Below are 24,449 nucleotides of genomic sequence, written 5' to 3' on the forward strand. Positions count from 1 at the left end.
GCCATAAATTAAGCATTTTCAATGATTAATTGGGCCGCCAATTGACTGGCACCTTTTCCACCAAGTTTTTTCCGAAGCATCTGATAGTCATCCAAAATAGTTTCACGTTTTGGTCCTTCAACAATCTTGCCAAGCTCCTGTTTAAGGTTGGCTGTTGTTAAATCATTTTGTATCAGTTCTTTGACAACTTCTTTGTCCATGATCAGGTTGACCAAGGAAATGTAATCCAACGTAATGATTCGTTTGGCAATTTGGTACGAAATCCAATTCCCTTTATAACAAACCACCTGGGGAATACCAAAAAGTGCCGTTTCCAAAGTGGCGGTTCCACTTGTAACCAAAGCTGCGTGGGAGTATTTTAACAAAGCATAGGTTTGGTTGGAAACATATCCCACTTTGTTTTCATTCCGATAAGAGGAATAGAAAACCTTTGGTAAACTGGGTGCACCAGCAATCACAAATTGATACTGTGGAAAATCCTTCGCGACCGAAAGCATTACTGCCAGCATTTTTTGGACTTCTTGCTTTCTACTCCCAGGAAGGAGGGCTATGATAGGTTTATCAGAATCCAAAGAGTTTTGCGAACGAAATTCCCGCTCTTCGGGTATATCCGTGTTTTCAATGGCATCAATTAGGGGATGCCCCACAAAGTGAACTGGATAGCCGTGCTTTTTTTCGTAAAAATCCTTTTCAAAAGGGAGGATTACCTGCATTTGATCAATATCCCGTTTAATTTTCTTGATTCTACCTTCCCTCGAGGCCCAGATTTGTGGGGAGATATAATAATTGGTTCTAAAACCGTTAGCCTTGGCCCATTTTGCAATGCGAAGGTTAAATCCTGAAAAATCAATGAAAATGATGACATCGGGAATGAATTTTCCGATATCCTCCTTGCAAAAAGAGATGTTCTTGAAGATGGTGGGAATGTTCTTGATGACCTCCAAAAACCCCATAAAAGCCATGTCTTTATAGTGCTTGGCCAATGTGCCACCCGCTTGCTCCATCAAATCCCCGCCCCAGCATCTGATCTGGGCACTGGCATCCTTTTGCCTAATGGCCTTGATCAAATTTGAACCATGAAGGTCTCCCGATGCTTCCCCGGCAATGATGTAGTACTTCATCCTAAAAATTCATTTTCAAGGGTCAAGATCATTTGAAAAATTTAAAGTACATGATGAGCAGGGCTGTAAGTAGGGTTGCCACCATAACACCCCTTGCCCTATGGTCCCTCTTAAGTCGCAAAAACCCAAAAAAGGCCACCAAATTCAGTATAGCGCCAAGTGCAAGCAAGCTGCCCACATGTCCTTGGGAAATAGCGGCTTCAAAGGTTTCAGTAATTCCAAGGTCGGAAAAAATCAAAATGTATCCCAGGGTTCCAAAGGTATTGGCAATAATACCTACAACGAATCCGATCAAAACTTCTTTTCTGCTATTCATTTAAACTCCAATTGTTTACTTGTGGAATGGCATGATGGGCGGTAAGGTCAAACTGTGTGGGAACCACGGAAACGTAGCCTTGCGAAAGCGCCCACTCATCAGTGTCCTGTCCCTTGTCCAAAAGCTCAAATTCCCCGGAAAGCCAATAATAATCCTTGCCAGTGGGGCTTGTACGTTTATCAAACTGTTCTTTCCAATTGGCCCTGGCCTGCCTGCACACTTTGATGCCATTGGGTTCTTTATCGGTTTTAGGAAAATTCACATTGAGTACGGTACCCTTGGGAATTCCATGAAGCAATGCCTCGGTCACAATTTTTTTGACGGACTTGCTGGTGTGTTCAAAATTAGCTTCCCAAGAATAATCGCAGAGTGAAAAACCAATGGCTGGAATACCTTCAATGCCTGCCTCAATGGCAGCACTCATGGTTCCCGAATAAATAACATTGATGGACGCATTGGAACCGTGATTGATACCGCTAACGCAGATATCAGGCTTTCTGTCCAGCAATTCTTGGAGGGCCAATTTCACGCAATCTGCAGGGGTTCCACTACAACTGTACTCTAAGGGAGCCCCTTCTTTTTGGTCAATGATGACCTGTTTGGAATATAAGGTGCTATCAATGGTAATGGCATGTCCCATGCCAGATTGGGGGCTATCTGGGGCGACCACCACAACCTCTCCTATTTCCTTCATTACACTGATCAATGATCGAAGCCCGGGGGCAGTAATTCCATCATCATTGGTGACCAGGATGAGCGGTTTATCCATTTTATATAATTAATAGGGTAAAAATACGTTTTTCATTAGGATATGAAGCTCTAGGTGTTTAACAAAAAATTAAACGGACTTGACCAGACTGGCACGGTTTTTTCAGTATCTTAGGGAATTCATACAAGTAGAAACGGAGGATGAAGTGATGATTTTTTGGTGGGTTAGCCAACTAGTTTCGTTCCCAATTAAACAACCTTTTTTATGAAAAAGAATTTCACCTTAGCTCTTTTGGTAATTCTTGTGGCGGTAGCCTCCTGTAGTTTTACAAGTAAATCTTTTGAAAACGACGACAAGGACAAATTGTTGTTGGATTTAATTACCTACGTCTTGGAACGCGGTCATTATGAGCCCAAAAACCTAAATGATAGTTTTTCGTCCAATGTTTTTGATGACTTTGTGGATATTCTAGATCCAACAAAGCGCTACTTTTTGGCAAGCGATATTCGGGAGTTCGAAAAGTATAGATTTCAAATTGATGACGAAATAAAAAATACGGACATCACTTTTTTTAACATTGTGTACCAACGTTTGATGAAGCGTATGGGAGAAGCAAAGGATATTTACAAGGAGGTATTGTCCCAGCCCTTTGATTATTCCATTGAGGAAACCATCAATATTGATTACAAAGATCAGGATTACGCTGCCAACAGAAAGCAGTTGAAGGAGCGCTGGAGAAAGCAATTGAAGTATAACACCTTGGCAGTTTTTGACGGAAAGGTCGAAAACCGAATCACAGATGCCGGGGAACAAGTAAACAACACCAATCTATTGACTTATAGCAGCATTACTTCTGCAGTAAATAGAGATGAATTGGAGGCAGATGCCAGGGAAAACACAAAAAATACCTTGGACGAGTTTTTTGATTTTATTGATGACTTGGAGCGCAAAGACTGGTTTGTACAGTACATAAACACCATTGTGGATGAATTTGACCCGCACACTTTCTATTTTGCTCCTGATGACAAGGAGAAGTTTGATATTGGGATGTCCGGAAAGTTTGAAGGAATAGGTGCCCGATTGCAAAAGAAGCCCGAAGGCGCCAGAATTATGGAAATCATTTCAGGTGGACCCGTTTGGAGAGATCAAAGCCTTGAAGTTGGGGATGAAATCCTTAAAGTAGGCCAAGATGGCGAAGAACCCATTGATATTGTGGGAATGCGTTTGGACGACGCCATCAAATTGATCAAAGGGCCTAAAGGTACTGTTGTTGACCTTACCGTTAGACGTGTAGATGGAACAATTGAAGTAGTTTCAGTAACAAGGGATGTGGTTCTCTTGGAAGAATCATATGCTAAGTCTGCTACCGTTAAAAGAGAAGATCACAAATATGGATTGATCAATCTGCCCAAGTTCTATGTAGATTTTGAGGACTATACCGAAAGAAACGCCGCAACGGATGTTGCCAAAGAGGTAGATAGACTTCGAGAAGCTGGGGTTGAAGGTATTGTGCTTGACCTTAGGGATAATGGTGGAGGTTCGCTTAAGACCGTTGTGGAAATGGCGGGACTTTTTATCAAAGATGGTCCTATTGTACAAGTAAGGTCTTCAGGACAAAGAAAAGAAGTACATGAAGATAAGGATGAGCGCATTCAATGGGATGGCCCATTGGTTATCTTGGTGAATGAGTTATCTGCATCTGCATCAGAGATTTTGGCAGCGGCCATGCAGGATTATAAGCGCGCTGTTGTAATTGGAAGTAAGCAGACGTTTGGTAAGGGAACCGTTCAAAATGTGATTCCTTTGGATAATATTGTTCGTAGCAATGAGCATGGAGATCTAGGGGCTATAAAGCTTACTACCCAAAAATTCTACAGAATCAATGGAGGTTCTACCCAATTGGAAGGGGTAAAAAGTGACATTGTGGTTCCGGACCGTTATAGCTATATCGATCTAGGAGAGAGAGATCAGGAAAACCCATTAGGCTGGGATAAGATATCTCCTGCCGATTATGAAATCTGGGATGGTTATATCGATTTTGAAACGGCAGTGGCCAATAGTAAAAAACGAATGGACGAAAATCCACAGATCAAGTTGATCGAGGAAAATGCCAAATGGTTGAAGGAGCAACAGGACGAAATCATCGTTTCCTTGAATTATGATGTTTACAAGGTTAAGGAAGGAGAAGCCAAGAAGCGTTCAGACCACTTCAAGAGCCTTAGGGAATATGATTCCAAACTCACATTTGAATCTTTGAAATACGAAACGGAATTGTTTACCCAAGACTCCGTATTGCGTGAAAAAAGAAATCGTTGGCACAAGGACTTGGCCAGGGATATTTATGTAGAGGAGGCCATTAATGTACTTAGGGACCTACAGTTGAACAACATCAAAAGTAGCGAACGAAAATTGGCCAGCGTTAAAGGATAAAAAATAATTCTAACAATATGGAAACCGACTTTTTGAAGTCGGTTTTTTTATGTGCAAATATCTGGTATCTTCGATTAAATGAAAAACAAAACCATCTATACGCTTCTCTTAATAACTTGTGTGGTAGGGTTTTGGGTGTTCGAGAATTTTTATACTCCAGGCACCTATTCCAATCCAAAAAGTGACAGTGATGGTCCTCTAATAGATAGGCTCTTCTTGCCCCAGTCCACTACGGATGTGGTAGTGCAACACGATTATTTTATGCTTTCCTATAGCGAGTCACATGAACAGGCGGAGTGGGTGGCCTATCCCCTGCAAAGAAGTCATCTTACCCATGATGACCGTCAAAGACCTTACTTTATTGAAGACCCCAAGGTGAAAACCAAATCTGCGGATTGGAGAAACTATAAAGGTTCCGGTTACGACCGTGGCCATCTTTGCCCAGCTGGGGATAGACGGTTTTCCGAATATGCGTATAACGAGACCTTTTATACCAGCAACATTAGCCCCCAAGATCGGGATTTTAATGCAGGAGTTTGGAACCGTTTGGAACAACAAGTAAGACAATGGTGTAAAAAACGAGGAGATTTAGTGGTCATAACGGGAGGGATTTTGGAAAGTGGCCTGGAAGAAATCGGAGAAGAGGATGTGGATGTTCCTGAGGCCTTCTTCAAGGTGATCATTAAAAAAAGCAAGGCTGGGGATGAATTTCTCGCCTTTCTCATACCGCATAGGGAAAGCCAAAAACCTCTAAATCAATTTCTGGTTTCCATAGATGAGCTTGAAAAACGTTCGGGAATAAATTTCTTCGTTAATCAACCCAAAGAATGGCAAGACAAACTGGAAGCAGAAATCAATGCTTCAGGCTGGGATTTTTAGATACCATCCTTTAATCGGTTGGAATCCAATTTCAGGAAAATAAACAACAGCATCGTAAAGAAGATAAGCCCCGAACCTCCGTAACTGAAAAAGGGTAGTGGAACTCCAATGGTCGGCAGAAGTCCAATGACCATCCCAATGTTGATAAAATAATGAATCAGCAGAATGGAAATGACCCCATACCCGTACATGCGACTAAAATCACTTTTCTGCCGCTCCGCAATATAGATCAACCGTAAAAAGAAAATGGAAAATATGAGAATAACCGAAGCGGTCCCCAAAAAACCCCATTCTTCCCCAACAGAGCTAAAAATATAGTCCGTATGCTGCTCGGGAACAAAGTCTCCCTTGGTACGGGTGCCTTCCAAAAAACCCTTTCCAAAGAACCCACCGGATTCAATGGCTTTTTCGGATTGATAGGTGTTGTAACCAATTGTCTTCCGGATTTCTTCCAATTTTTGCTCATCCTTTTCCAAACGCAGCCAAAGGGCAAAACGGTCTCGGTGCCGCTGTTCAAAAACGTTGTCAAAGACAAACCGAACCGAAAAGGAAAACAGAACCGCAGCTGCCATGATGCCAATAAATGGGAGTATGGGAATTTTGGTCGATTTTTTCTTGAACCCAAAAATGAGGATGGTCAGCATAACCAAACCAATGGAAACCCAGACGGTTCCGTACATCAAGGTGGTGGCAAATAAAATGACCATGACCAGAAGAATTCCCAAATAGTAAAGCGGAAAACCTTCCCTGAAAAGCACAAAAAAGAGCGAAAAGTAAATTAGGGAACTACCGGGATCTGGCTGGGGTAAAATCAGTAGTGCTGGTAAAAGGATAATCACCAATGCATATAGCTGATGCCTTCTATTTTTGATGTCGGTCTGAATATCACTCAAGTACTTCGCCAAGGCCAAGGCCGTTGTCATTTTGGCCAATTCCGAAGGTTGCAGGTTAAAAAAGCCCAAATCGTACCAAGAAGTTGCGCCGGCTATGGTTTTACCAAAGACAAAAAGCCCTAACAAGAGTACAATGGAGGCAATATAGAAGATGGAGGCGAAGCGTTCAAAAAAGTTGGTTTCTATAAACAGCACTAAGACAATGCCCACACCTGCCAAGCCCATAAAAAATAGCTGCTTGCCATACAAGGTTGAAAAATCGAAAAGGGAAAGATCGGGGTCACTTAATGTAGTGGAGTAAATGTTGACCCAACCCATGAAAACCAAAAGTGCATAGAGAAAAACGGTAAGCCAATCCAATCTGCCAAACAGCCCCCTTCTACCAAACATACTCGTTTATCTTGAACGGTTCCCCACTTAAAGGCTTGGCATACTCGTGCTCCAAGGTCTTTTCGAGCATGCGTTTTTCCAAATCCTTGCGGGTAATTTCCCCTTTGAGATATTTTTCAATCAATAATGAAGCAATGTGACCGGCATACCGAGCTCCATAATACCCATTTTCAATGTATACGGCCAAGGCAATTTTAGGGTTTTCCACGGGGGCAAAGGCAACAAACACCGAATTATCCGTAAGCTGCACTTTCTCGCCGTTAATTCGGGTAAAGTTTTCCACAGTCCCGGTCTTACCTGCAATATTGACTCCTGGTACCTGAATCCATTTGGCAGTCCCGTATTTATATACGTTGGACATGCCTTCGATAACGGGATCAAAGTGTTTTCGGTCTATGGTGGTATAATGTGGTTCGGTGTATTTTGGGTCGATCGCTCCTGAAGAACCAACACTTTTCAGAATGTGGGGTGTGTAATAATACCCTCGGTTGGAAATGGCTGCGGTCATGTTGGCCAATTGAAGAGGAGTGGCTGCAACTTCCCCTTGCCCTATACTGTTGGATATGATAGTGGATGAAGCCCATCCGCCGTCACCGTACCATCTATCATAAAAGGCCTTTCCTGGAATCCTACCAGGTCTACCCGTTGGCAGATCCGTGCCCAAATAATTCCCCAGACCAAAACTTTCAATGTGCTTTTCCCAAACATCCATCCCCTCGTCCGTAGTTGGGAACTTGTCATATATTTTTCGGAACGTTCCCGCAAAATAGGCGTTGCAAGATTCTTGAATCCCCAATATCATATTTCGTACCCCGCCACCACAGTGGCATCCCTTTTTCTGGTTTCCAACATAAAACCCATTATAACAGCGGAACTTGGTACTGGGTTCTATTACACCTTCTTGAAGTGCTACCAACGCATTTAATGTTTTGAACGGAGATCCAGGTTCTTTTTCAAAGGAAATGGAACGATCAAACAGCGGTTTGGAAATGGAATCGTAATGGAGTTTGCTATAATTTTTGGAACGTTGCCTGCCCACCAATAAAGAAGGGTCATAGGTAGGTCCAGAAATCATGGCCAGAATCTCCCCGGTTTTGGGTTCTATGGCTACAATTCCACCGCGTTTACCATGCATCAATCGCTCTCCGTATTCTTGCAATTTTTTGTCAAGGGTGATTCTAACTTCCTTCCCCTGTTCGGGCAAGGTGTCCAGTTTTCCTCCTTTATAGGGGCCAATATCCCGATTAAATCGGTCTTTTTGGATGTGTTTTACTCCTTTTCTGCCCCGCAATAATTCTTCGTATTGTTTTTCAACACCGGTTTGGCCCTTTAGTTCACCAGCTACGTAGTACGGATTTCGATCTAAATCCCATTCGTTTACCTCACTGATATAACCCAAAACATTGGCAGCTCCAGAAGTTGTATAGTAGCGAAGGGAACGTTTTTGGATATAGAAGCCTTCGAAGTGCCTCATTTTTTCTTGTAGGCGGGCGTAATCTTCTTTGGACAATTGCGGAACCAAAACCGAAGGAAGTCGGGGGGAATAGGTTCTGGCCTTCTTCATTTTTTTGACAAATTCGGATTTGTCTATAGCCAGGAGATTGCAGAACTCCAAGGTGTCCAAAGGTTTTACCTCTCTGGGGATTACCATGACATCATAGGCGGCTTGGTTTCCTACCATGAGTTCCCCATTACGGTCGTAGATATATCCGCGTTCTGGATAATCGTATATTTTTTTAATGGCTGGGTCGTCCAAAATTTGGTCTGGGGAAAAGCGAAACAGCTGTAAATAGGAGAGTCTACCAATGAAGGTAAATCCAATGATTACAATGATGGAAGATAAGAGTAGCTTTTTCATTTAAAACCCGATTTGCCCTTGCATCTTTTATATCAACGGAACAACCACAATTTTATTCGCTTTGCGGGCTGAAAAGTGAACTAAAGAGGGCACATATTATCAAAGTTACAATACCTGTGGCAAAAACCTTTTTCAAAATGAGAAGGAAATGGGACAGACTCATGATTTCAAATGAGAAAAAGACCACTTGATGGATCAACACCAATAGCCCCAAAAATGTCAATCGCTGAATTTTGGTGGTATTCCTGAAACTGAAATTCTGAAACTCATAGTTTACGCCAAAGCAGAATCGCATGATCACAGGCCTCACATAGGCTACGGTAACCGATGCAATGGAATGCAAGGCCAGGGTATCCGAGAAAAAATCAATCATAAAGCCGAGCAAGAAGGCGGTCAGCATAAATATGGCCCTGTTGCTTTTAATGGGATACCAATAAAAGAAAATAACATAGACCAAGGGATTGATGAACCCAAGAAAATTCAGGGTGTTGAAAATCAGCACTTGCGTTAGCACAAGTAAGACAAAACGAAGTCCGTTAATAAACAAGGTACTATTCATTCTGTGTTCTAGCTTCGAGTTCCTGTATTTCTTCCTTGTTTTTGTTGATGATCAGGTATACATTTTTGATATTGGACATGTCGTTAAACAGTTCCACATCAATATGATAATAACTCCTGGAATTGTCCAGATCGTACTTTTTGATAACACCGATAGGGATATTTTCTGGGAAAATACTGGACATGGCCCCAGTAACAATGGTATCGCCCACCACTAAGGGAACCAATCTTGGAATATCCACCAACTGCACTATTCTATAATCCTGATTATCCCATTCCAATGAACCAAAAAAATTGGAGTTTTTTATCTTTGCATTAATGCTAGACTTGGTGTTGAGCACACTTTGAACCGTGGAAAATTTATTGGATGTATTTTCAACAATGCCCAAAATACCTTTGGTTGTAATTACGCCCATGTCCGTTGCAGTCCCATGATTTTTTCCTTTGTCAATGGTAAGATAGTTACGTGGGGATGAAAAACTATTCTTGATTACGTTGGCACTGATTACTTCATAGCTTGTGGATATGGAATCAGGAAAAATGGGATGGGTCAGGGTGGCATTGTTGAAGAGCAATCGTCGCAATTCCTCATTTTCTTCCACCAAACGTTGATTTTCCTCCCGCAACCCAAAATAGGCAGAAATATTGGCAGCGGTTCCATAGATATTACCACTTACCCATTTGGAGGAGTTAAAAAATCTAGACTGATGGTAGGAGTGTGAACGGATGGTCAATACCAGTGAAATGACCATGAAGAAGCCGTAAAGAAACGCATTTCTGTAACTTAAAATAAAATTGATGATGCGCTGCATGCAACTGTCTCGTTACGAAAGTCCACTAACTTTCAAAATGGGTTGCCGTTTGGGACTCCGGCTACTTGATCAATATACTTTTATAGCGCTCTAGGTTTTTAAGCGCAATACCTGTACCTCGAACCACTGCTCTTAAAGGATCTTCTGCAATATAAACAGGTAAGTCGGTTTTTTGGGATAATCTTCTGTCCAGACCCCTTAGCATAGATCCACCTCCAGCTAGGTAAATCCCTGTATTGTAGATATCAGCTGCCAGTTCTGGTGGTGTTTGCGACAAGGTTTCCATAACGGCATCCTCAACGCGCAGGATACTCTTGTCCAATGCCTTGGCAATTTCCCTGTAGGAAACTTGAACCTGTTTTGGTTTTCCGGTCAACAAGTCTCTTCCTTGAATGGATTTGTCATCCGGAGGGGACTTTAAGTCCTCGGTTGCTGAACCGATTTCAATTTTAATAGCCTCGGCTGTGCTTTCCCCAACGTACAGATTGTGCTGGGTGCGCATGTAATAGATGATATCATTGGTGAATACATCCCCTGCAATTTTTACCGATTTATCGCATACAATTCCGCCCAAGGCAATAACGGCAATTTCGGTTGTACCACCACCTATATCCACGATCATGTTTCCTTTGGGCTGCATAATATCCAAACCAATACCAATGGCAGCGGCCATAGGTTCATGAATCAAATACACTTCTTTTCCATTTACACGTTCGGCGGATTCCCGAACAGCTCTCATTTCCACTTCGGTAATTCCGGAAGGAATGCAGATGACCATTCTCAAAGCTGGGGGGAACCATTTTTTCTTTAGTGCAGGAATGTTTTTGATGAACATATTGATCATCTTTTCGGAAGCATCAAAGTCGGCGATTACTCCATCTTTAAGCGGTCTAATAGTCTTGATATTCTCATGGGTTTTACCCTGCATCATGTTGGCTTCCCTTCCCACGGCAATAATCTTGCCCGAAACCCGATCACGGGCCACAATGGAGGGGCTGTCCACGACTACTTTATCCAGATGTATGATGAGGGTGTTTGCAGTACCGAGGTCAATGGCAATTTCCTCGGTCATGAAATCAAAAAATCCCATAGAAAACGTTGGTTTTTCGGATTAACGGTAAATTTTATCGGCTAATGTACTAAAATTAATGTTTAAAATGCCGAGTGCCTGTCATTACCATCGCCAGTCCATTTTCATTGCAATAATCTATGCTCAATTGATCCTTAATGGAACCTCCTGGTTGAATAACACTTTTGATGCCTGCTTTATGGGCTATCTCCACACAATCGGGGAAAGGGAAGAAGGCATCGCTGGCCATGACTGCTCCTTCCAAATCAAAATTGAAAGACTTGGCCTTGTGGATGGCCTGGTTCAAGGCATCAACCCTTGAGGTCTGGCCGGTTCCACTAGCGCAAAGCTGCTTGTTTTTGGCTAAAACTATAGTGTTGCTTTTAGTGTGCTTACAGAGCTTGGAGGCGAATATAAGGTCTTCAATTTCTTGCGTTGATGGCTGTAGGGTAGTAACGGGATTCAATCCGTCCGCCGTATCGGTCTTAAAATCCTTATCCTGTACCAAAACCCCATTAAGGCAGGTTCGTACCAACTTTTCTGGAAGTGCAACCTCATTTTGAATCAGGATAATTCTGTTTTTCTTCCCTTTCAGGATTTCCAATGCCTCATCCGAATAGCTTGGTGCTATGACTACTTCGCAGAACAGCTTATGTATTTCCTCAGCAGTGGCCGCATCAATCTCCACGTTGGAAATCAAAATCCCTCCAAAGGCCGAAACGGGATCACCAGCCAAGGCATCAACATAAGCTTGTTTTATGTTGCTTCGAGTAGCTAAACCACAGGCATTGTTGTGTTTAAGGATGGCAAAGGTGGGGTCGTCCTTCTTGAATTCCTCCATCAGGTTTACCGCCGCATCCACATCCAGAAGGTTGTTATACGAAAGTTCCTTGCCATGAAGTTTGCTGAACATAGCATCTAAATCTCCAACAAAACTTCCACTTTGATGTGGGTTTTCACCATATCGCAAGCTATGATGTGGTCGATCTTTTGTTGGGTCATCTTCAACCTCGCCTTTTGCAAAATAGGAATAAATGGCGCTGTCGTATCCAGAAGAAACATCAAAGGCCTTAGTGGCAAATCGTTTCCTGTCTTTTAAAGTTGTGGTTCCATTTCCTTCGGAAATGACATTTAAAAAGTCCCCGTAATCTTCCATGGACGATACACAAAGAACGTCCTTATAGTTTTTCGCCGCAGCACGGATGAGGGAAATACCTCCAATATCAATTTTTTCAATAATATCTTGTTCCGAAGCTCCACTGGCCACTGTTTTTTCAAACGGATATAAGTCAACAATAACAATATCCAACTGGGGAATATCGTATTCAGTCATTTGGGCCACATCCCCGTCGTTGTCCTGGCGATTCAGGATTCCCCCAAATACCTTGGGGTGCAAGGTTTTTACCCGTCCGCCCAAAATGGAAGGATAGTCAGTAACTTCTTCTACCGGCACCACATTTATCCCTAAATCCTTGATAAATTTCTCGGTTCCCCCTGTGGAGTAGAGTGTAACTCCCAGTTCGTCAAGTTTTCTAACAATGGGTTCCAATCCGTCTTTGTGAAACACGGAAATAAGGGCGGCTGAAGCTTTTTTGGTGGTAGTCATTTTGCGTCTTAAAAATCAATTTCTTAAGCACACAAAAGTAATTTTTTTGTCAGTAAAATGTGAGCTGTGTTATCAACAAAATGGCACTAGTTTTAAAGAATTTGTGATACTTTTTCGTTCACAAATTCCAAAAAACGTTCATCTTCCTCCGAAAAGGGGTCTGGGGTGTTGGAATCAATGTCGATTTGGCCAATATTCTCCCCGTTTAAGAACAGCGGAACAACAATTTCAGCCTTTACCGTAATACTGCAGGCAATATAATTGTCTTGTGCGGCCACATCGGGCACAACAAAGTTCTGGTTGCTTACGGCAACTTGTCCGCAAATGCCTTTGCCAAAAGGGATTATGGTGTGATCCGTAGGTTCTCCAGCATAGGGGCCCAATTTAAGTTCCTCTTTGTCCCCATTTCTAAAATAAAATCCAACCCAGTCGTAATAGGGGATGGAATTCCGCAGCAAATCGCAAACTGAGGCAAGACGCTCATCCACGGTTTTCTCAGATTGGTCCAATATGGAAACTACTTTAGGTTTTAAATCGGCAAGCATATTTTAGTTTTTGCAAATGTATTTTAAACTGAACTTTTAGGTCGATTTTCGACATGAAAATTACACCTGTACCTCCCTAAAATTTAGTTAAGGATCGGCCAGAAATTCATGAACAACTAAAATATTTGGTAATTTTGTTCTCGTGAAAGTGCTTTTTCAACAAATAGCATCGGTTTGCATGGCAATGTTGGTATTGCTTTCCACGGTATCATGGACTGTGGACAAGCATCTTTGCATGGGTAGGGTAATGGACATTTCCCTATTTACAGAAGCTGACGATTGTGGTATGGAAAAGGCAATGGTTGCCATGGGCGATGAAACCATGGATCATGACTGTTGCGATGATGAGTCTTTCACCATTTCCGGTCAGGATGATTTAAAACTGACTTTGACCGACTTGGAGTTGGAGCAGCAGGTTTTTCTGTTTGCTTTTACTTATACTTTTCTTAATCCCGCGGCTTCACTTAAGGAAAGATGTGTACCGCACAAAGGTTATCCACCTCCTTTAATAACCCGCGATATCCATCTTTTGGATCAAGTCTTCTTGATTTGATGTTTTAAACAATTTGCAGTTACCCGTCTCAGAAATATGAGTCGGGAAGGTTGATTTATTTCAATAACAAATGTTTAAAATATCAAATGAAACACATATTAAAACTAATGCTTTGGCTACCACTAGCCATGACCGCTCAAGATAAGATTGAGGGAATGGTCATGGAAGCCAATGCGGAAAACAGACATATTGGGCTAGCTGGCGCCAATGTGTACTGGATGGATTCCCCCTTGGGAACCATTACCAAGGAAGATGGGACTTTTAGCATTCCCTATTCCCCTGAATATAACAAATTGATCATAAGTTTTGTTGGTTTTCAATCGGATACGCTGACCATTGATGAGCCCAAAATGGTGCACCATTGGCTACGGCCTTCCAACCAATTGGATGAGGTGGTTGTGGAGAAAGAACGGGATGCTGTTCAGAAAGCCTATTTTTCGCCTCAGAATGTGGTCACGGTAAATAGCGCAGAACTGCTCAAGGCAGCATGTTGCAACCTGTCCGAAAGTTTTGAGACCAATCCGGCCATCGATGTCAATTTCAACGATGCGTTGACGGGGACAAAGCAAATACAGATGTTGGGATTGACCAGTCCCTATCTGTTGATTACCCAAGAGAATATCCCTATGGTTCGCGGGGCTTCCCAAGCTTTTGGACTCACTTTCACGCCAGGAACCTGGGTAGAGAGTATCCAGATTACCAAGGGTGCAGGAAGTGTGGTTAATGGCTATGAGAGTATTTCGGGTCAGATCAACACGGAACTGCAAAAACCCCTTACCGATACCCCCATATTTGCCAATGGTTATGCCAATCTAAATGGGAGATTGGAGCTGAACACCCATTTGAATACCAAATTGTCTGACAATTGGAGTACTGGACTGTATATTCATGGCAATAGACGGGATATTGAGGTAGATAACAATGATGATGGTTTTTTGGACAACCCATTGGCCAATCAGATCAACATCATGAACCGATGGCAATATCAGAACCCGGAAACAGGATGGGTCAGCTTTTTGAACTTGCGATATCTTAATGATGAAAAACAAATTGGCCAGGAGGACTTTAATCCAGATACTGACCGATTTACAACCAATGCCTGGGGCAGTGAAATTGACACCAAACGGTTTGATGGATCAATGAAATTGGGCTATGTTTTTCCCAATTTGCCCTATCAGAGTTTTGGATTCCAGGCTTCATATAGCAATCATCAACAGGATTCCTACTATGGGTTTAATGTCTACAATATTGACCATACCAGTGTTTATTCCAATTTGCTGTTCAATTCCATTATTGGTAATACCAAGAACAAGTTCACCGCTGGTTTAACATTTGCCTATGATGGCTATGATGAACTGGTAAACACTCAAAATTTTGAGCGTGTGGACCGTTCTGCGGGTGCGTTTTTTGAGTATGCCTATACCAATTTGGAAAAGTTGAGTTTTACCGCTGGTTTACGGGTAGACACCCATAACAGATTGGGCAACTTTGTAACTCCACGCCTTCATGTAAGGTACACACCGTGGGAGAAAGGGAGTCTAAGGGGTTCTTTTGGTATTGGAAGAAGGGCTGCTAACATTTTTGCGGAGAACCAGAAACTATTCGCTTCCTCAAGAACTATCCAATTACAAGGCAATGGAGGGGCAGTTTACGGATTTGACCCTGAAAAGGCCGTTAATTATGGTGTTAGTTTTCTGCAGGGATTTACCCTGTTTGAACGGCCAGGTAATTTCTCTGTGGATTTTTACAGAACAGATTTCGACAACCAAATTGTTGTGGATTGGGAAAATCCTAGGGAAGTAACCTTTTCCAATTTGGACGGAAAAAGTTATGCCAACAGTCTTCAAGTGGAGTTAAACCATGAACTGTTGCCTAGATTCGAAGTTCGGACAGCCTATAAATTCTACGATGTTAAAACAGATTACCAAACTGGAAGATTGCAAAAACCCTTGCAAGCGCGACATCGTTTTTTCACCAATTTGGGCTATACAACCGAACCCACGGAGAATGGTTCCCAATGGCGTTTTGACTATACCTTCAATGCTCTTGGTGAACAAAGACTTCCCAATACATCTTCCAATCCAATCGATTTGCAATTGGGAGATTTTGCAGAGGGTTATAGTTTAATGAATGCCCAGGTCACTAAAGTCTTCTCTAAGAAATTTGAAGTGTATTTGGGGGGGGAGAATTTGACTAATTTTAGACAAGATAACCCTGTTTTGGGGTCGCAAGACCCTTTTGGTACGAACTTTGACACGACCATAGTGTATGCCCCAATCTTTGGTCGGATGGTATATGCGGGCTTTAGATTTAAATCATAACAAACTAAATTAATACAAGATGAAAAATAGAATTTTGACAGTTGTTTGCTTGTTGATCTCCACCTTAGGGATGGCTCAGGACAAAAACAAAAAAATGGTCTTGGACGTCAACGGCAAGTGCGAAATGTGCAAAATGCGTATTGAAAAGGCAGCCCTAGAAGTACCTGGGGTGAAGTTTGCCAGCTGGGACATTCCAACCCACCAACTTTCTTTGGTCATGGATGAAAGAAAGACCGATGCCATGAAGATAAAAACGGCATTAGTTGAGGCGGGACACGATACCAAGGAGCTTAAGGCCAGTCAAGAGGCCTATGATAAAATTCATCCTTGTTGCAAGTACCGAGAGGACAATACTGATGATAGTGACCACCACAAAAATCATTAAATGAAACATACGTATTCCATAACAGGAATGACCTGCGGAGGTTGTGTGTCGTCTGTTACGGAAAAACTGTCCAATGTGAGGGGCGTGGAGAATGTTGAGGTAGATCTTGCTTCTGCTTCAGCACAAATTTCAATGAATCAGCATATTGAATTGTCTGATTTAAGGGCTGCACTTCCTGATAAATACAGTATTTCGGAACAGCTGGATGCTGTTGAGCCAATCGGTTTGCCAAAAGAGAAATCGAAATGGGCCCAGTTACAGCCCTTATTCTTGATTTTTGCCTACCTCTTTGGAGCTGCTATTTTGCTCCATATAAGGGATTGGAACACCAATGAAGCCATGTTGGACTTTATGGGCTTGTTCTATATTGTCTTTAGCTTTTTCAAGTTTTTGGATTTGAAAGGTTTTCCGGAAAGTTTTGCCATGTACGACCCCCTGGCTAGGGCAGTGCCATTTTATGGATGGCTATACCCTTTTATTGAACTTGGATTGGGGCTGCTCTTTTTGATTCGGTTGGAGATACAATTTGCTCTGATCGCCACGATTGTGATACTTGGGATAACAACTTTTGGGGTCACCAAAACCTTGTTGGACAAAAAGAGTATCCGATGTGCGTGCTTGGGTACCGCATTAAAACTTCCCATGACAGAAGCTACCTTTATTGAAAATGCCATCATGTTGGTTATGGCATTTTGGATGCTGTTGGCTTAAATTAAGTAAAGGCCTCCTTTCGGCATAGCAAAACTATCTGATCAAGAGGCCTTTTTTCAACCTATTTGAGTTTAATGACAAATGCTTTGGTGTCTAAAAGTTTTGGTTTCAGACTTTTAGGAATCGAAATCACCAAGCTATTTTCCACTTTTTTGGTTTTTAATGAAGTGTTTGTTTCAAGCAATTTTGCCCTTAGTCTTTTTTGAACCTTACCTAGAGGAAAACTGATTTCGGAAATTAAATCCGTTTGTCCTTCCTCAACCAAATAAATCAAATATATGGTGCCATCTGGCTTAGAGGTTACACAGACTTGACCAAATTTGTATGGATCTAGGGCACGAGTTCCATAAATGGCTTCGCTATTCACATCCATCCAAGCTCCCATTTCTTTAAGCATGGTATAGGCACCTTCATCCCAAGTGCCTGATGGGCTTGGGGCAATGTTCAACAGTAGATTGCCACCTTTGGCCACAATATCTACTAAGAGGTGTACAGCTTCCCTGCCAGACATATATTTGGCGTTGAAGCTATAGGACCAACTTCCACCGGCAATGATACAGGATTCCCAAGGATAGGGTAGCGGTTTGTGTGGAACTCTGTTTTCAGGGGTCAAATAATTCTGATTTTTTCCATGTACGGCTCGGTCAACCACAATCAACCCGGGTTGTTTTTCCCTGGCTTTGACCACTAATTCGTCCATTTTTATGTCTTGGTTCACAATGCGGTGTTTCAGATAACCATTGTCGTTATTGGTCAGCTGTTGGTCATACCAAGTTGTGATGGCCGATTTGGGGGTTTTGGCTACCCAACCGCCATCCAGCCAAAGGATATCTACCTTGCCATAATCGGTTAATAGCTCCATAATCTGATTGTGTGTGAAATCAACATATTCCTGCCATTTTTCGGGGTTGGCTTCAGGTTCATAGTTCACGTTCCGATCTCTTGGTGGATAATAGGGGTCCCAATAGGACGGAACATTCCAGTCCGGCTTTGAAAAATAAGCCCCTGTCCACAATCCTTGTTCCCTAAATGAATCAAAGATTTCTTTGGTAATATTCGCTTTGGGGTTTTTGGAAAATGGCACATCGGGTGCCGTTATCTTATAATCGGTGTATTTGGAATCGAACATGGAAAAGCCGTCGTGGTGTTTGGTAGTGAAAACCACGTATTTCATTCCTGCTTGCTTGGCTGCTCTAGCCCATTTATTGGGGTCAAAGTCCACCGGATTGAAGGTCTTTCGTAAGTCTTCATATTCTTTTTTATAGGTGAAATAATCTTGTGGGTTTGATCCTTTTGTTCGTTCGCACCAACCATATTCTTCAGGACAAAGTGACCAAGATTCCACAATCCCCCATTGGCTATAGGTGCCCCAGTGCATGAGCAAACCAAATTTTAAATCTTGCCAAGCTTCCAATTTATCCAGGACCAAGGGGTCTGTTTCGGGAACGTACCGTTCATCTTCATAAACAGCTTGGGCTTGTAGCTGGGTTCCAATGGAAACGTATGCCATCAGCAGCAATACTGGGATGGCAAAGGTTTTTCTTGTCATGATATGGTTTTAGTCAATTATAATCTCATCTGCAAATACCCAAGAGGGTAATCCAGCAGCATGGTGCCAGTACGGAGTTGGGGTATTTGGGGCAATTACTTTAATGTATCTCAGGTTTGAGGGGTCAAAATCAAGATCAAAGTATTGAATGTCGTTGACCTTACTTTTCTTGTTTAACGGCTTTGGGTTTGTGAGAGTTCCAAGAGGGATGAAGTTTTCGTTATCCATAGATCCCAAATAACGAACTTCAGATGGAAAAAACACCACGTGATTGGTCACTTGCAGAAAAGCCATTGAAATGCTGCTAACGGATTGAATTTTTCCCAAGTCCACTACCACTTCCATGTTATTCCCCTCGTAGCCCAGCCAATTGGCATAAAAACTACTACCGCCCAAGGCACCATCTGTGAGCACCATGGGATCTTCTCCTGCATATTTCTTGGGTTGGGTAAGCGTCGCCACCTTTTTTCCTTTGGCCTTGTTGGGTTTCTTGGCCATTTCCAAGGCTGATAAGTAGTTGGCACCATACTCATTTACCGTAAAACCCATTTCGTTCATCAGAGTGATGTCGTTTGCCTTGGCAGTTTTACTAAAGTTGTCCAACAGTAGTGCAACAGTTGGATTTATGGATTCCACTCCATTGGCATCTGCAACGGTGAGGCTCAGATCCGTGGTCAGGTTTTTTCTGCTCGCTTCCAACACCGCATAGTCAATCCCCATACGTGCCAGCTTAACCCGATTTACAACTTCTGGTTTTTGGGATACTGCCTCTTCAGCCGCATCGAAAAGGGCCACGTATTCTTTTAAGAGTTCAGGATTTAGATAAGAGCCAAATGCTTCAGAGGGATCTCCGTAAAGAAAGAGGAAAAAATCCGGAACCTCTTGCAATTGGTCATGAATCTTATTGACATATTCTCGTACGAATGGCGCTGCTTCTTCATAATATCCATCGGTAAACTCCTCGAGCAAGGCCTGGAAATCAAGATTTGGATTCCAGAGTAATTTTGCGGTCATATATGAGCGAAGCTCGAACAACTCACTGGGGTTATTGCTGTGTTGCTCAAATACCCACTGGGCATTGTTGTCCCGAAACAATTGAATGTTGGGTTGTAAGGTTCTGATGTTCGGGAAGGGTGCCAAAAAGTTGGTGAATTGAGTGGTATAATCCCAAATACGGATGTTGTCGGTCAATTTCCCCCAACCGATAAGGTCATTTGCAAAATCCTGACATTTGTCCGCAATGGGGCCACTGCGATCGCACTCAATGGAGCACAAGGTGATCAACACATTTCCTTCTGGTTTTGATTTTGGGGGTTTACGGGTATGTTGATAGGCCAGGGTGGATATGGTCTTTTCTGGAAAGGCCTTGGCCACCTCGTTTACAAACCGAATCATGGTACCGGCAGGGCTCCCCTCAGCTTCATCCACTTTACTGCAAACTGGACATTGGCAATACTGCTGATTGTCATCCTGACTCACAGATAAAACAGCAGCATTGGGATGTCTTTCAAAAAGAGCCGACACTGAATCTTTGACAATCTCCAAAACGGTCTCATTGGTCAGACAGAGTTGGGTAGGCAATCTTTTATCCCCCCTTAGGGCATAATATTCTGGGTGCTCCTCGTAAAAAACCTCCTCGGGCATAAACTTATGAAACGTATGTACCCGTGCAGAAGGTACATAGGTTGGAAAGGCCTCATAGGTCACCTTTTGCTGGTCAGCGAATTCATGGTTTTGGTAAAACAACCTTGAATGGACGGTTCGAGTGGTAATTTCCGGAGTATAGGAATAATCAATGGGATCTAATGAAATAGTCTTCATTTCCGGAATTTTTGCCACTCCAGGCGCATACCATTTGCAGTCCAGGTATCTTTCCAAAAATTCATAAACTGCATATTGCGTGGCAGCATCGGAACCGCCACTGATAAAAAGATTCCCGTTTTCGGATTGTATTTTGATTTGATGCGGATTCAGTGATTCTTCTTTGATATTGCCCACATAGATTTTTTTCTTTGTGGATTGGGAACTTTCTCCAACAACACTAAAGCTTGCACCACTTATCGTTTCGAGATACTCACCTAGTTTTTCGCTAGCTAGATAAACTTGTTTGGAGGCATTGTCCATAAAGACAATTTCATAGTCTGTTTGGCCTCCCTTGGATAAAGTAGTTTTATTATTGGAACAGGCCGATAACAGAACAACCAGGCTAAGAATGATGAAAGGTAATTTTTTTGGCATTGGATTAATTGTGAGGTTACTTTATGGATGCTTCGTACATGGCTTTCAGTAGGCTGTTGGAATCTTTGGTATCGTTGCCCAATTGCCAAAACATAATGCCTCCCAATTGCTTTTGTAGTGCATATTCCGTCTTTAAGCGAACGGAAACGGTATCGTCATAGCTAATAAATATGCTATCCGTGGCATTGTAGAGGTAAGGTGCCTTGGCTATGGGATCCCAATATCTTTTGTACTGGGTATCTGGTTCAAATTCACTTCTGATCTGCCTATAGGCACTCCATCCAATATGGGCTCCTGTGTTGGACTGGTACAAACCATTGTTTGTTGGCGGAACACCTTTCCAAGCCCGGCCATAGAATGCAGAGCCGATGACCATTTGTTCTACTTTAACGCCTTGCTGTAAACAATAGTCAACAATACGCTCCGCAGACCTGGGGTCAAGACTGGTGATGCCTCTTTCCTTTAATTGCTCTCTTCGCTCATTCATATACTCCCATGCAAAGGTTTCTTTAACATCCGCTTCAGTAATGAGACCCAAGGGGGTATGATGTCCGGTAAAGGGGGAACTTCCTCCGACTTGATCATAGGTCATGATATTCATATAGTCCACATGCTTCATTACTTCCAGTAACTCCACATTGTTGTAGTATCGTTGCCAACCCGCAGAGGCAAACGTTAAGGTTTGTTTGCGCTCAAGGGTATTCAATCCCTCCCTTAGTTCTTTCATCAGCAGGGTGAAATTTTGCTTGTCTTCAGGCCGTGCTCCTGTACCAGCAGCAGGAATGGCGGGATATTCCCAATCCATATCCAGTCCGTCCAGTTCGTAAGTCTTATTAAAAGCAACCGCACTTTCCACAAACTTTTTCCGATTTTCAGGAGTATGCGCCATATCCGAAAAACCATCGGCTCCCCATCCGCCACAGGCGATCATTACTTTTATGTGGGGGTGTTTTTCACGTTGGGCTACCAAGGCTTTGAGTTTTTCGCCGGATTCAGCATTTCTAAACTTCATTTCACCATCGATCACATTGGTAAAGGAGAATATGATGTGGGTGAGTTGATCCAATGGAAGTTGGTCAGGTTGGTAGTCCGCTTCTGGGACATAGTAGCCCATGACCACAATGGAATTGGTTTCTTCCGGAGGTTCGGAACAACCCACTAAACCAACCGCTAATACGACGGCCAGCACAGAGTTTAATAACTGGGAGAATTTCATTTTTAAGTATAGGTTTAGAAACTAAAAATTAGTCATTTATCGGTACCAAACAGAAAGTATTAGACCGAGAGCGTTGGTACATATATCAACAACAATTTTGGGGCTATTGTGATACTTGAATTAATGGGGAATTTAAGGGTTACGGATACCTTAGACTGATGTCAGATTCTAAAATTTAACATACTGAATTGTAAGGATTTGCATTTTTATTACACTTCTCAAAAGGTGCTATGAAAATTTTTGGTTCCCTTCTTTTGTTCATGGTGATGTGTGCCGTGAACATGTGCTATGCCCAGACCTGTTGTTCGGGAGGTGTTCCGCTGTCCAATAATCTGGGTTTGCCCAATGAAGGCAAAGGGGCGTTTACCTTGGGTGTTAGCTATGACTACAATAATCTTAACACCTTAAATGCTGGTTCAGATAGGCTGGATGATGATTCCCGGCTACGTATTACCAATTCTGTCTTGGTCAGTGCAGGATATGCTTTTACGGATAGATTATCAGTAGAATCGCTTTTGACATGGGTCAATCAGTTGCGGACGATATCCCAATTTGGAAACGAAACGGACACCGAAACCAGGGGTATAGGCGATGGGGTTTTTTTGGTAAAATATGCATTTCCTGATTTGGTGGGGGAGAAGTCAAACATAAGCATTGGGGGCGGGATTAAGATTCCGTTTGGACGATCTGATTTTACTACCCCAGAAGGGATTCAACTTACAGCGGACTTACAGCCGGGAAGTGGCGCATGGGACTTTGTGGGTCTGGTATCTTTTTCAAAGAATCCAGCTTTTCGGGAATCGGCTACCCTATCTGCCAATTTTACCATGAGATTTACTGGGGTAAACAAGGATTATTTGAATGGCACTTCCACCTACGAATTTGGCAATGAGATTCAGGGCAATATGGGTTATTCAGACCAATTTTTATGGCTCAACACCATTTTTGAACCTTCATTGGTTATCAAATACCGGAAGGCCTTTGTGGATAAAATCAATGCTTCCGACTTACCCAATACGGGAGGGGAATGGATTTTTATCCGACCTGAAATTTCCGCTGCCCTATCACCGTCAATGGCCTTGGTGTCCAAAGTTGAAATACCGGTCCACAGTTTTGTGGAGGGCACACAACTGACGCCTACCCTGAGAGTTACTGCGGGGATTTTTGTCACATTAAAACGAAAGAAAAACACAATACTCAACAACTAAAAAATACTTGCTATGAAACGAATATTGATTTTTTTAGGGTTGTTTGCCATGTATGGTTGCAGCTCGGCGGAGCAGACAAACTCGGGTGGTACGGATGACACTCCTACAAATAATTCCTCTCCATGGAGTATTCCTGTACAGGAAGTTTTGGATGGAGGTCCGGGAAAGGACGGAATTCCAGCCCTGGAGAATCCTAATCTGATCACAGCGGATCAAACCGAGATACTCCAAAACAATGATTTGGTTTTGGCCTTTAAAAATGGAGATGAGGTAAGGGCGTATCCGCATATAGTATTGGATTGGCACGAGATTATCAACGATAATATCGGAGATGTGTCCATGGCGGTTACCTTTTGCCCTTTAACCGGCACAGGAATAGGTTGGGGAAGAATGTTGGAAGGCACCGAAACTACTTTTGGGGTATCAGGGTTGCTGTACAACACCAACCTTATTCCCTACGATCGTTTGTCCGACAGCAATTGGTCCCAAATATTGAACGAATCCGTAAATGGAACCTTAATTGGCAGTAAACCGAAATTGTATCAACTTTTGGAAACCGATTGGGGAACTTTAAAACAACTGTTTCCTGAAGTGAGGGTGGTGAGCACAAACACTGGTTTTTCCAGAACTTATGGGGTATCACCCTATGGGAACTACAACACGGATCACGATTTTTTCCTGTTTCCCGTTGACAAAGACCCACGATTACCTTCCAAGGAAAAGGTCTTGGCAATTTTAAATGGAAATCGGGCCAAGGCGTATCAGTTTTCTGATTTCCAGTCCGAAAATGTTTTAAGGGACTTGTATGGTGGCAATGAACTGTTATTGGTTGGCAATCAAAATTTTATAACCGTGTTTGCTTTGGATGAGGATACGGTCAACCTGGAATTTGAGTATGCGTTTGCTGCTGGAAATGGCGCTATTGTACTTACGGACAATGAGGGGAATGAATGGAATGTTTTCGGCGAAGCCGTTTCAGGACCAAGGCAGGGTGAGCGTTTAGGACAGGTTGATGCCTTGATGGCACAGTGGTTTTCCATCCCTGCATTTTATCAGACCCAATTATATAGCGAATAAAAAAA

The 24,449-nt window shown here is 42.6% G+C and carries 21 protein-coding genes; 8 read left to right on the forward strand and 13 right to left on the reverse strand.

Translation table 11 applies throughout. From position 1 onward, the window contains the following. Nucleotides 1-8 precede the first annotated feature (8 nt). From lpxB to surE, 3 genes are read right to left on the reverse strand one after another with little or no spacing between them, the layout of a single operon-like run. Complete coding sequence (lpxB, locus tag ACRHOZ_RS10860; protein WP_431125530.1) at nt 9-1,121, reverse strand: lipid-A-disaccharide synthase; 1,113 nt, start codon at nt 1,119-1,121, stop codon at nt 9-11. A gap of 28 nt (nt 1,122-1,149) precedes the next feature. After that, nucleotides 1,150-1,437: a hypothetical protein gene (locus ACRHOZ_RS10865; protein WP_431125532.1), complete on the reverse strand. Its 288-nt coding sequence runs from the start codon at nt 1,435-1,437 to the stop codon at nt 1,150-1,152. Further along, nucleotides 1,430-2,206, reverse strand: coding sequence for a 5'/3'-nucleotidase SurE (surE, locus tag ACRHOZ_RS10870; protein ID WP_431125534.1), 777 nt, complete (start codon nt 2,204-2,206; stop codon nt 1,430-1,432). The genes ACRHOZ_RS10865 and surE overlap by 8 nt, the downstream gene beginning before the upstream one ends. 204 nt (nt 2,207-2,410) lie before the next feature. Here surE and ACRHOZ_RS10875 point away from each other — a divergent pair, with 204 nt between their 5' ends. Together ACRHOZ_RS10875 and ACRHOZ_RS10880 are read left to right on the forward strand one after the other, a co-directional pair. Further along, nucleotides 2,411-4,576 carry a carboxy terminal-processing peptidase gene (locus ACRHOZ_RS10875; RefSeq protein WP_431125536.1) on the forward strand — a complete coding sequence of 722 codons (2,166 nt, stop codon included), beginning with the start codon at nt 2,411-2,413 and terminating at the stop codon, nt 4,574-4,576. Nucleotides 4,577-4,654: 78 nt separating this feature from the next. Next, on the forward strand, nt 4,655-5,455 hold the full coding sequence (locus ACRHOZ_RS10880; protein ID WP_431125538.1) for a DNA/RNA non-specific endonuclease: 801 nt from the start codon (nt 4,655-4,657) through the stop codon (nt 5,453-5,455). On the opposite strand, the gene rodA is transcribed toward ACRHOZ_RS10880, so the two are convergent. From rodA to ACRHOZ_RS10915, 7 genes are all read right to left on the reverse strand, one after another. Further along, nucleotides 5,452-6,738 (reverse strand): rod shape-determining protein RodA, encoded by a 1,287-nt coding sequence (gene rodA / locus ACRHOZ_RS10885; RefSeq protein ID WP_431125540.1) that lies wholly within the window; start codon nt 6,736-6,738, stop codon nt 5,452-5,454. The two genes, ACRHOZ_RS10880 and rodA, sit on opposite strands and share 4 nt — an antisense overlap. Next, entirely contained in the window at nt 6,728-8,596 is a 1,869-nt protein-coding gene (locus ACRHOZ_RS10890) for a peptidoglycan D,D-transpeptidase FtsI family protein (RefSeq protein WP_431125542.1), read from the reverse strand. Before ACRHOZ_RS10890 ends, rodA begins: the two co-directional genes overlap by 11 nt. A gap of 52 nt (nt 8,597-8,648) precedes the next feature. Continuing rightward, nucleotides 8,649-9,155, reverse strand: coding sequence for a rod shape-determining protein MreD (locus tag ACRHOZ_RS10895; protein WP_420400909.1), 507 nt, complete (start codon nt 9,153-9,155; stop codon nt 8,649-8,651). Further along, complete coding sequence (mreC, locus tag ACRHOZ_RS10900) at nt 9,148-9,966, reverse strand: rod shape-determining protein MreC (RefSeq protein WP_431125544.1); 819 nt, start codon at nt 9,964-9,966, stop codon at nt 9,148-9,150. The genes ACRHOZ_RS10895 and mreC overlap by 8 nt, the downstream gene beginning before the upstream one ends. 61 nt (nt 9,967-10,027) lie before the next feature. Continuing rightward, nucleotides 10,028-11,056 (reverse strand): rod shape-determining protein, encoded by a 1,029-nt coding sequence (locus ACRHOZ_RS10905; RefSeq protein ID WP_036380166.1) that lies wholly within the window; start codon nt 11,054-11,056, stop codon nt 10,028-10,030. A 55-nt stretch (nt 11,057-11,111) separates the two neighbouring features. Next, a complete protein-coding gene (gene purH, locus ACRHOZ_RS10910; protein WP_431125547.1) occupies nt 11,112-12,641 on the reverse strand; it encodes a bifunctional phosphoribosylaminoimidazolecarboxamide formyltransferase/IMP cyclohydrolase in 1,530 nt (509 codons plus the stop codon). Nucleotides 12,642-12,733: 92 nt separating this feature from the next. Further along, complete coding sequence (locus tag ACRHOZ_RS10915) at nt 12,734-13,186, reverse strand: GAF domain-containing protein (RefSeq protein WP_431125549.1); 453 nt, start codon at nt 13,184-13,186, stop codon at nt 12,734-12,736. A 142-nt stretch (nt 13,187-13,328) separates the two neighbouring features. On the opposite strand from ACRHOZ_RS10915, the gene ACRHOZ_RS10920 reads away from it, so the two are divergent. From ACRHOZ_RS10920 to ACRHOZ_RS10935, 4 genes are all read left to right on the forward strand, one after another. Continuing rightward, a complete protein-coding gene (locus ACRHOZ_RS10920; protein ID WP_431125551.1) occupies nt 13,329-13,739 on the forward strand; it encodes an HYC_CC_PP family protein in 411 nt (136 codons plus the stop codon). An 86-nt stretch (nt 13,740-13,825) separates the two neighbouring features. Then, on the forward strand, nt 13,826-16,060 hold the full coding sequence (locus tag ACRHOZ_RS10925) for a TonB-dependent receptor (RefSeq protein WP_431125553.1): 2,235 nt from the start codon (nt 13,826-13,828) through the stop codon (nt 16,058-16,060). Between the two features lie 19 nt (nt 16,061-16,079). After that, nucleotides 16,080-16,445, forward strand: coding sequence for a heavy-metal-associated domain-containing protein (locus tag ACRHOZ_RS10930; protein ID WP_431125555.1), 366 nt, complete (start codon nt 16,080-16,082; stop codon nt 16,443-16,445). After that, the gene (locus ACRHOZ_RS10935) at nt 16,446-17,156 is read left to right on the forward strand and encodes a heavy-metal-associated domain-containing protein (protein ID WP_431125557.1); all 711 of its coding nucleotides are present in this window, start codon (nt 16,446-16,448) and stop codon (nt 17,154-17,156) included. It abuts the gene before it with no gap. Between the two features lie 61 nt (nt 17,157-17,217). Here the strand turns inward: ACRHOZ_RS10935 and ACRHOZ_RS10940 are convergent, their stop codons facing one another. From ACRHOZ_RS10940 to ACRHOZ_RS10950, 3 genes are read right to left on the reverse strand one after another with little or no spacing between them, the layout of a single operon-like run. Then, nucleotides 17,218-18,705 carry an alpha-L-fucosidase gene (locus tag ACRHOZ_RS10940; protein WP_431125558.1) on the reverse strand — a complete coding sequence of 496 codons (1,488 nt, stop codon included), beginning with the start codon at nt 18,703-18,705 and terminating at the stop codon, nt 17,218-17,220. 9 nt (nt 18,706-18,714) lie between these two features. Continuing rightward, a complete protein-coding gene (locus ACRHOZ_RS10945) occupies nt 18,715-20,943 on the reverse strand; it encodes a DUF4838 domain-containing protein (protein ID WP_431125560.1) in 2,229 nt (742 codons plus the stop codon). Between the two features lie 16 nt (nt 20,944-20,959). Continuing rightward, complete coding sequence (locus ACRHOZ_RS10950; RefSeq protein ID WP_431125562.1) at nt 20,960-22,159, reverse strand: glycoside hydrolase family 18 protein; 1,200 nt, start codon at nt 22,157-22,159, stop codon at nt 20,960-20,962. 230 nt (nt 22,160-22,389) lie between these two features. Here ACRHOZ_RS10950 and ACRHOZ_RS10955 point away from each other — a divergent pair, with 230 nt between their 5' ends. Together ACRHOZ_RS10955 and ACRHOZ_RS10960 are read left to right on the forward strand one after the other, a co-directional pair. Continuing rightward, nucleotides 22,390-23,367, forward strand: a complete 978-nt coding sequence (locus tag ACRHOZ_RS10955; RefSeq protein ID WP_431125564.1) for a transporter — start codon at nt 22,390-22,392, stop codon at nt 23,365-23,367. Nucleotides 23,368-23,379: 12 nt separating this feature from the next. Next, complete coding sequence (locus ACRHOZ_RS10960; RefSeq protein ID WP_431125566.1) at nt 23,380-24,444, forward strand: DUF3179 domain-containing protein; 1,065 nt, start codon at nt 23,380-23,382, stop codon at nt 24,442-24,444. Nucleotides 24,445-24,449 lie beyond the last annotated feature (5 nt).

Origin of the sequence: Flagellimonas flava, from assembly GCF_050617915.1 — a bacterium.
In the GTDB taxonomy this organism is placed as follows: domain Bacteria; phylum Bacteroidota; class Bacteroidia; order Flavobacteriales; family Flavobacteriaceae; genus Flagellimonas; species Flagellimonas flava_A.

Coding starts and splice junctions, on each gene's coding strand:
- ACRHOZ_RS10915 (WP_431125549.1), bottom strand. CDS start 13,186: ATGCTTGCCGATTTAAAACCTAAAGTAGTTTCCATATTGGACCAATCT.
- purH (WP_431125547.1), bottom strand. CDS start 12,641: ATGACTACCACCAAAAAAGCTTCAGCCGCCCTTATTTCCGTGTTTCAC.
- ACRHOZ_RS10930 (WP_431125555.1), top strand. CDS start 16,080: ATGAAAAATAGAATTTTGACAGTTGTTTGCTTGTTGATCTCCACCTTA.
- rodA (WP_431125540.1), bottom strand. CDS start 6,738: ATGTTTGGTAGAAGGGGGCTGTTTGGCAGATTGGATTGGCTTACCGTT.
- ACRHOZ_RS10865 (WP_431125532.1), bottom strand. CDS start 1,437: ATGAATAGCAGAAAAGAAGTTTTGATCGGATTCGTTGTAGGTATTATT.
- ACRHOZ_RS10925 (WP_431125553.1), top strand. CDS start 13,826: ATGAAACACATATTAAAACTAATGCTTTGGCTACCACTAGCCATGACC.
- mreC (WP_431125544.1), bottom strand. CDS start 9,966: ATGCAGCGCATCATCAATTTTATTTTAAGTTACAGAAATGCGTTTCTT.
- ACRHOZ_RS10950 (WP_431125562.1), bottom strand. CDS start 22,159: ATGAAATTCTCCCAGTTATTAAACTCTGTGCTGGCCGTCGTATTAGCG.
- lpxB (WP_431125530.1), bottom strand. CDS start 1,121: ATGAAGTACTACATCATTGCCGGGGAAGCATCGGGAGACCTTCATGGT.
- surE (WP_431125534.1), bottom strand. CDS start 2,206: ATGGATAAACCGCTCATCCTGGTCACCAATGATGATGGAATTACTGCC.
- ACRHOZ_RS10945 (WP_431125560.1), bottom strand. CDS start 20,943: ATGCCAAAAAAATTACCTTTCATCATTCTTAGCCTGGTTGTTCTGTTA.
- ACRHOZ_RS10880 (WP_431125538.1), top strand. CDS start 4,655: ATGAAAAACAAAACCATCTATACGCTTCTCTTAATAACTTGTGTGGTA.
- ACRHOZ_RS10955 (WP_431125564.1), top strand. CDS start 22,390: ATGAAAATTTTTGGTTCCCTTCTTTTGTTCATGGTGATGTGTGCCGTG.
- ACRHOZ_RS10905 (WP_036380166.1), bottom strand. CDS start 11,056: ATGGGATTTTTTGATTTCATGACCGAGGAAATTGCCATTGACCTCGGT.
- ACRHOZ_RS10875 (WP_431125536.1), top strand. CDS start 2,411: ATGAAAAAGAATTTCACCTTAGCTCTTTTGGTAATTCTTGTGGCGGTA.
- ACRHOZ_RS10895 (WP_420400909.1), bottom strand. CDS start 9,155: ATGAATAGTACCTTGTTTATTAACGGACTTCGTTTTGTCTTACTTGTG.
- ACRHOZ_RS10935 (WP_431125557.1), top strand. CDS start 16,446: ATGAAACATACGTATTCCATAACAGGAATGACCTGCGGAGGTTGTGTG.
- ACRHOZ_RS10960 (WP_431125566.1), top strand. CDS start 23,380: ATGAAACGAATATTGATTTTTTTAGGGTTGTTTGCCATGTATGGTTGC.
- ACRHOZ_RS10940 (WP_431125558.1), bottom strand. CDS start 18,705: ATGACAAGAAAAACCTTTGCCATCCCAGTATTGCTGCTGATGGCATAC.
- ACRHOZ_RS10890 (WP_431125542.1), bottom strand. CDS start 8,596: ATGAAAAAGCTACTCTTATCTTCCATCATTGTAATCATTGGATTTACC.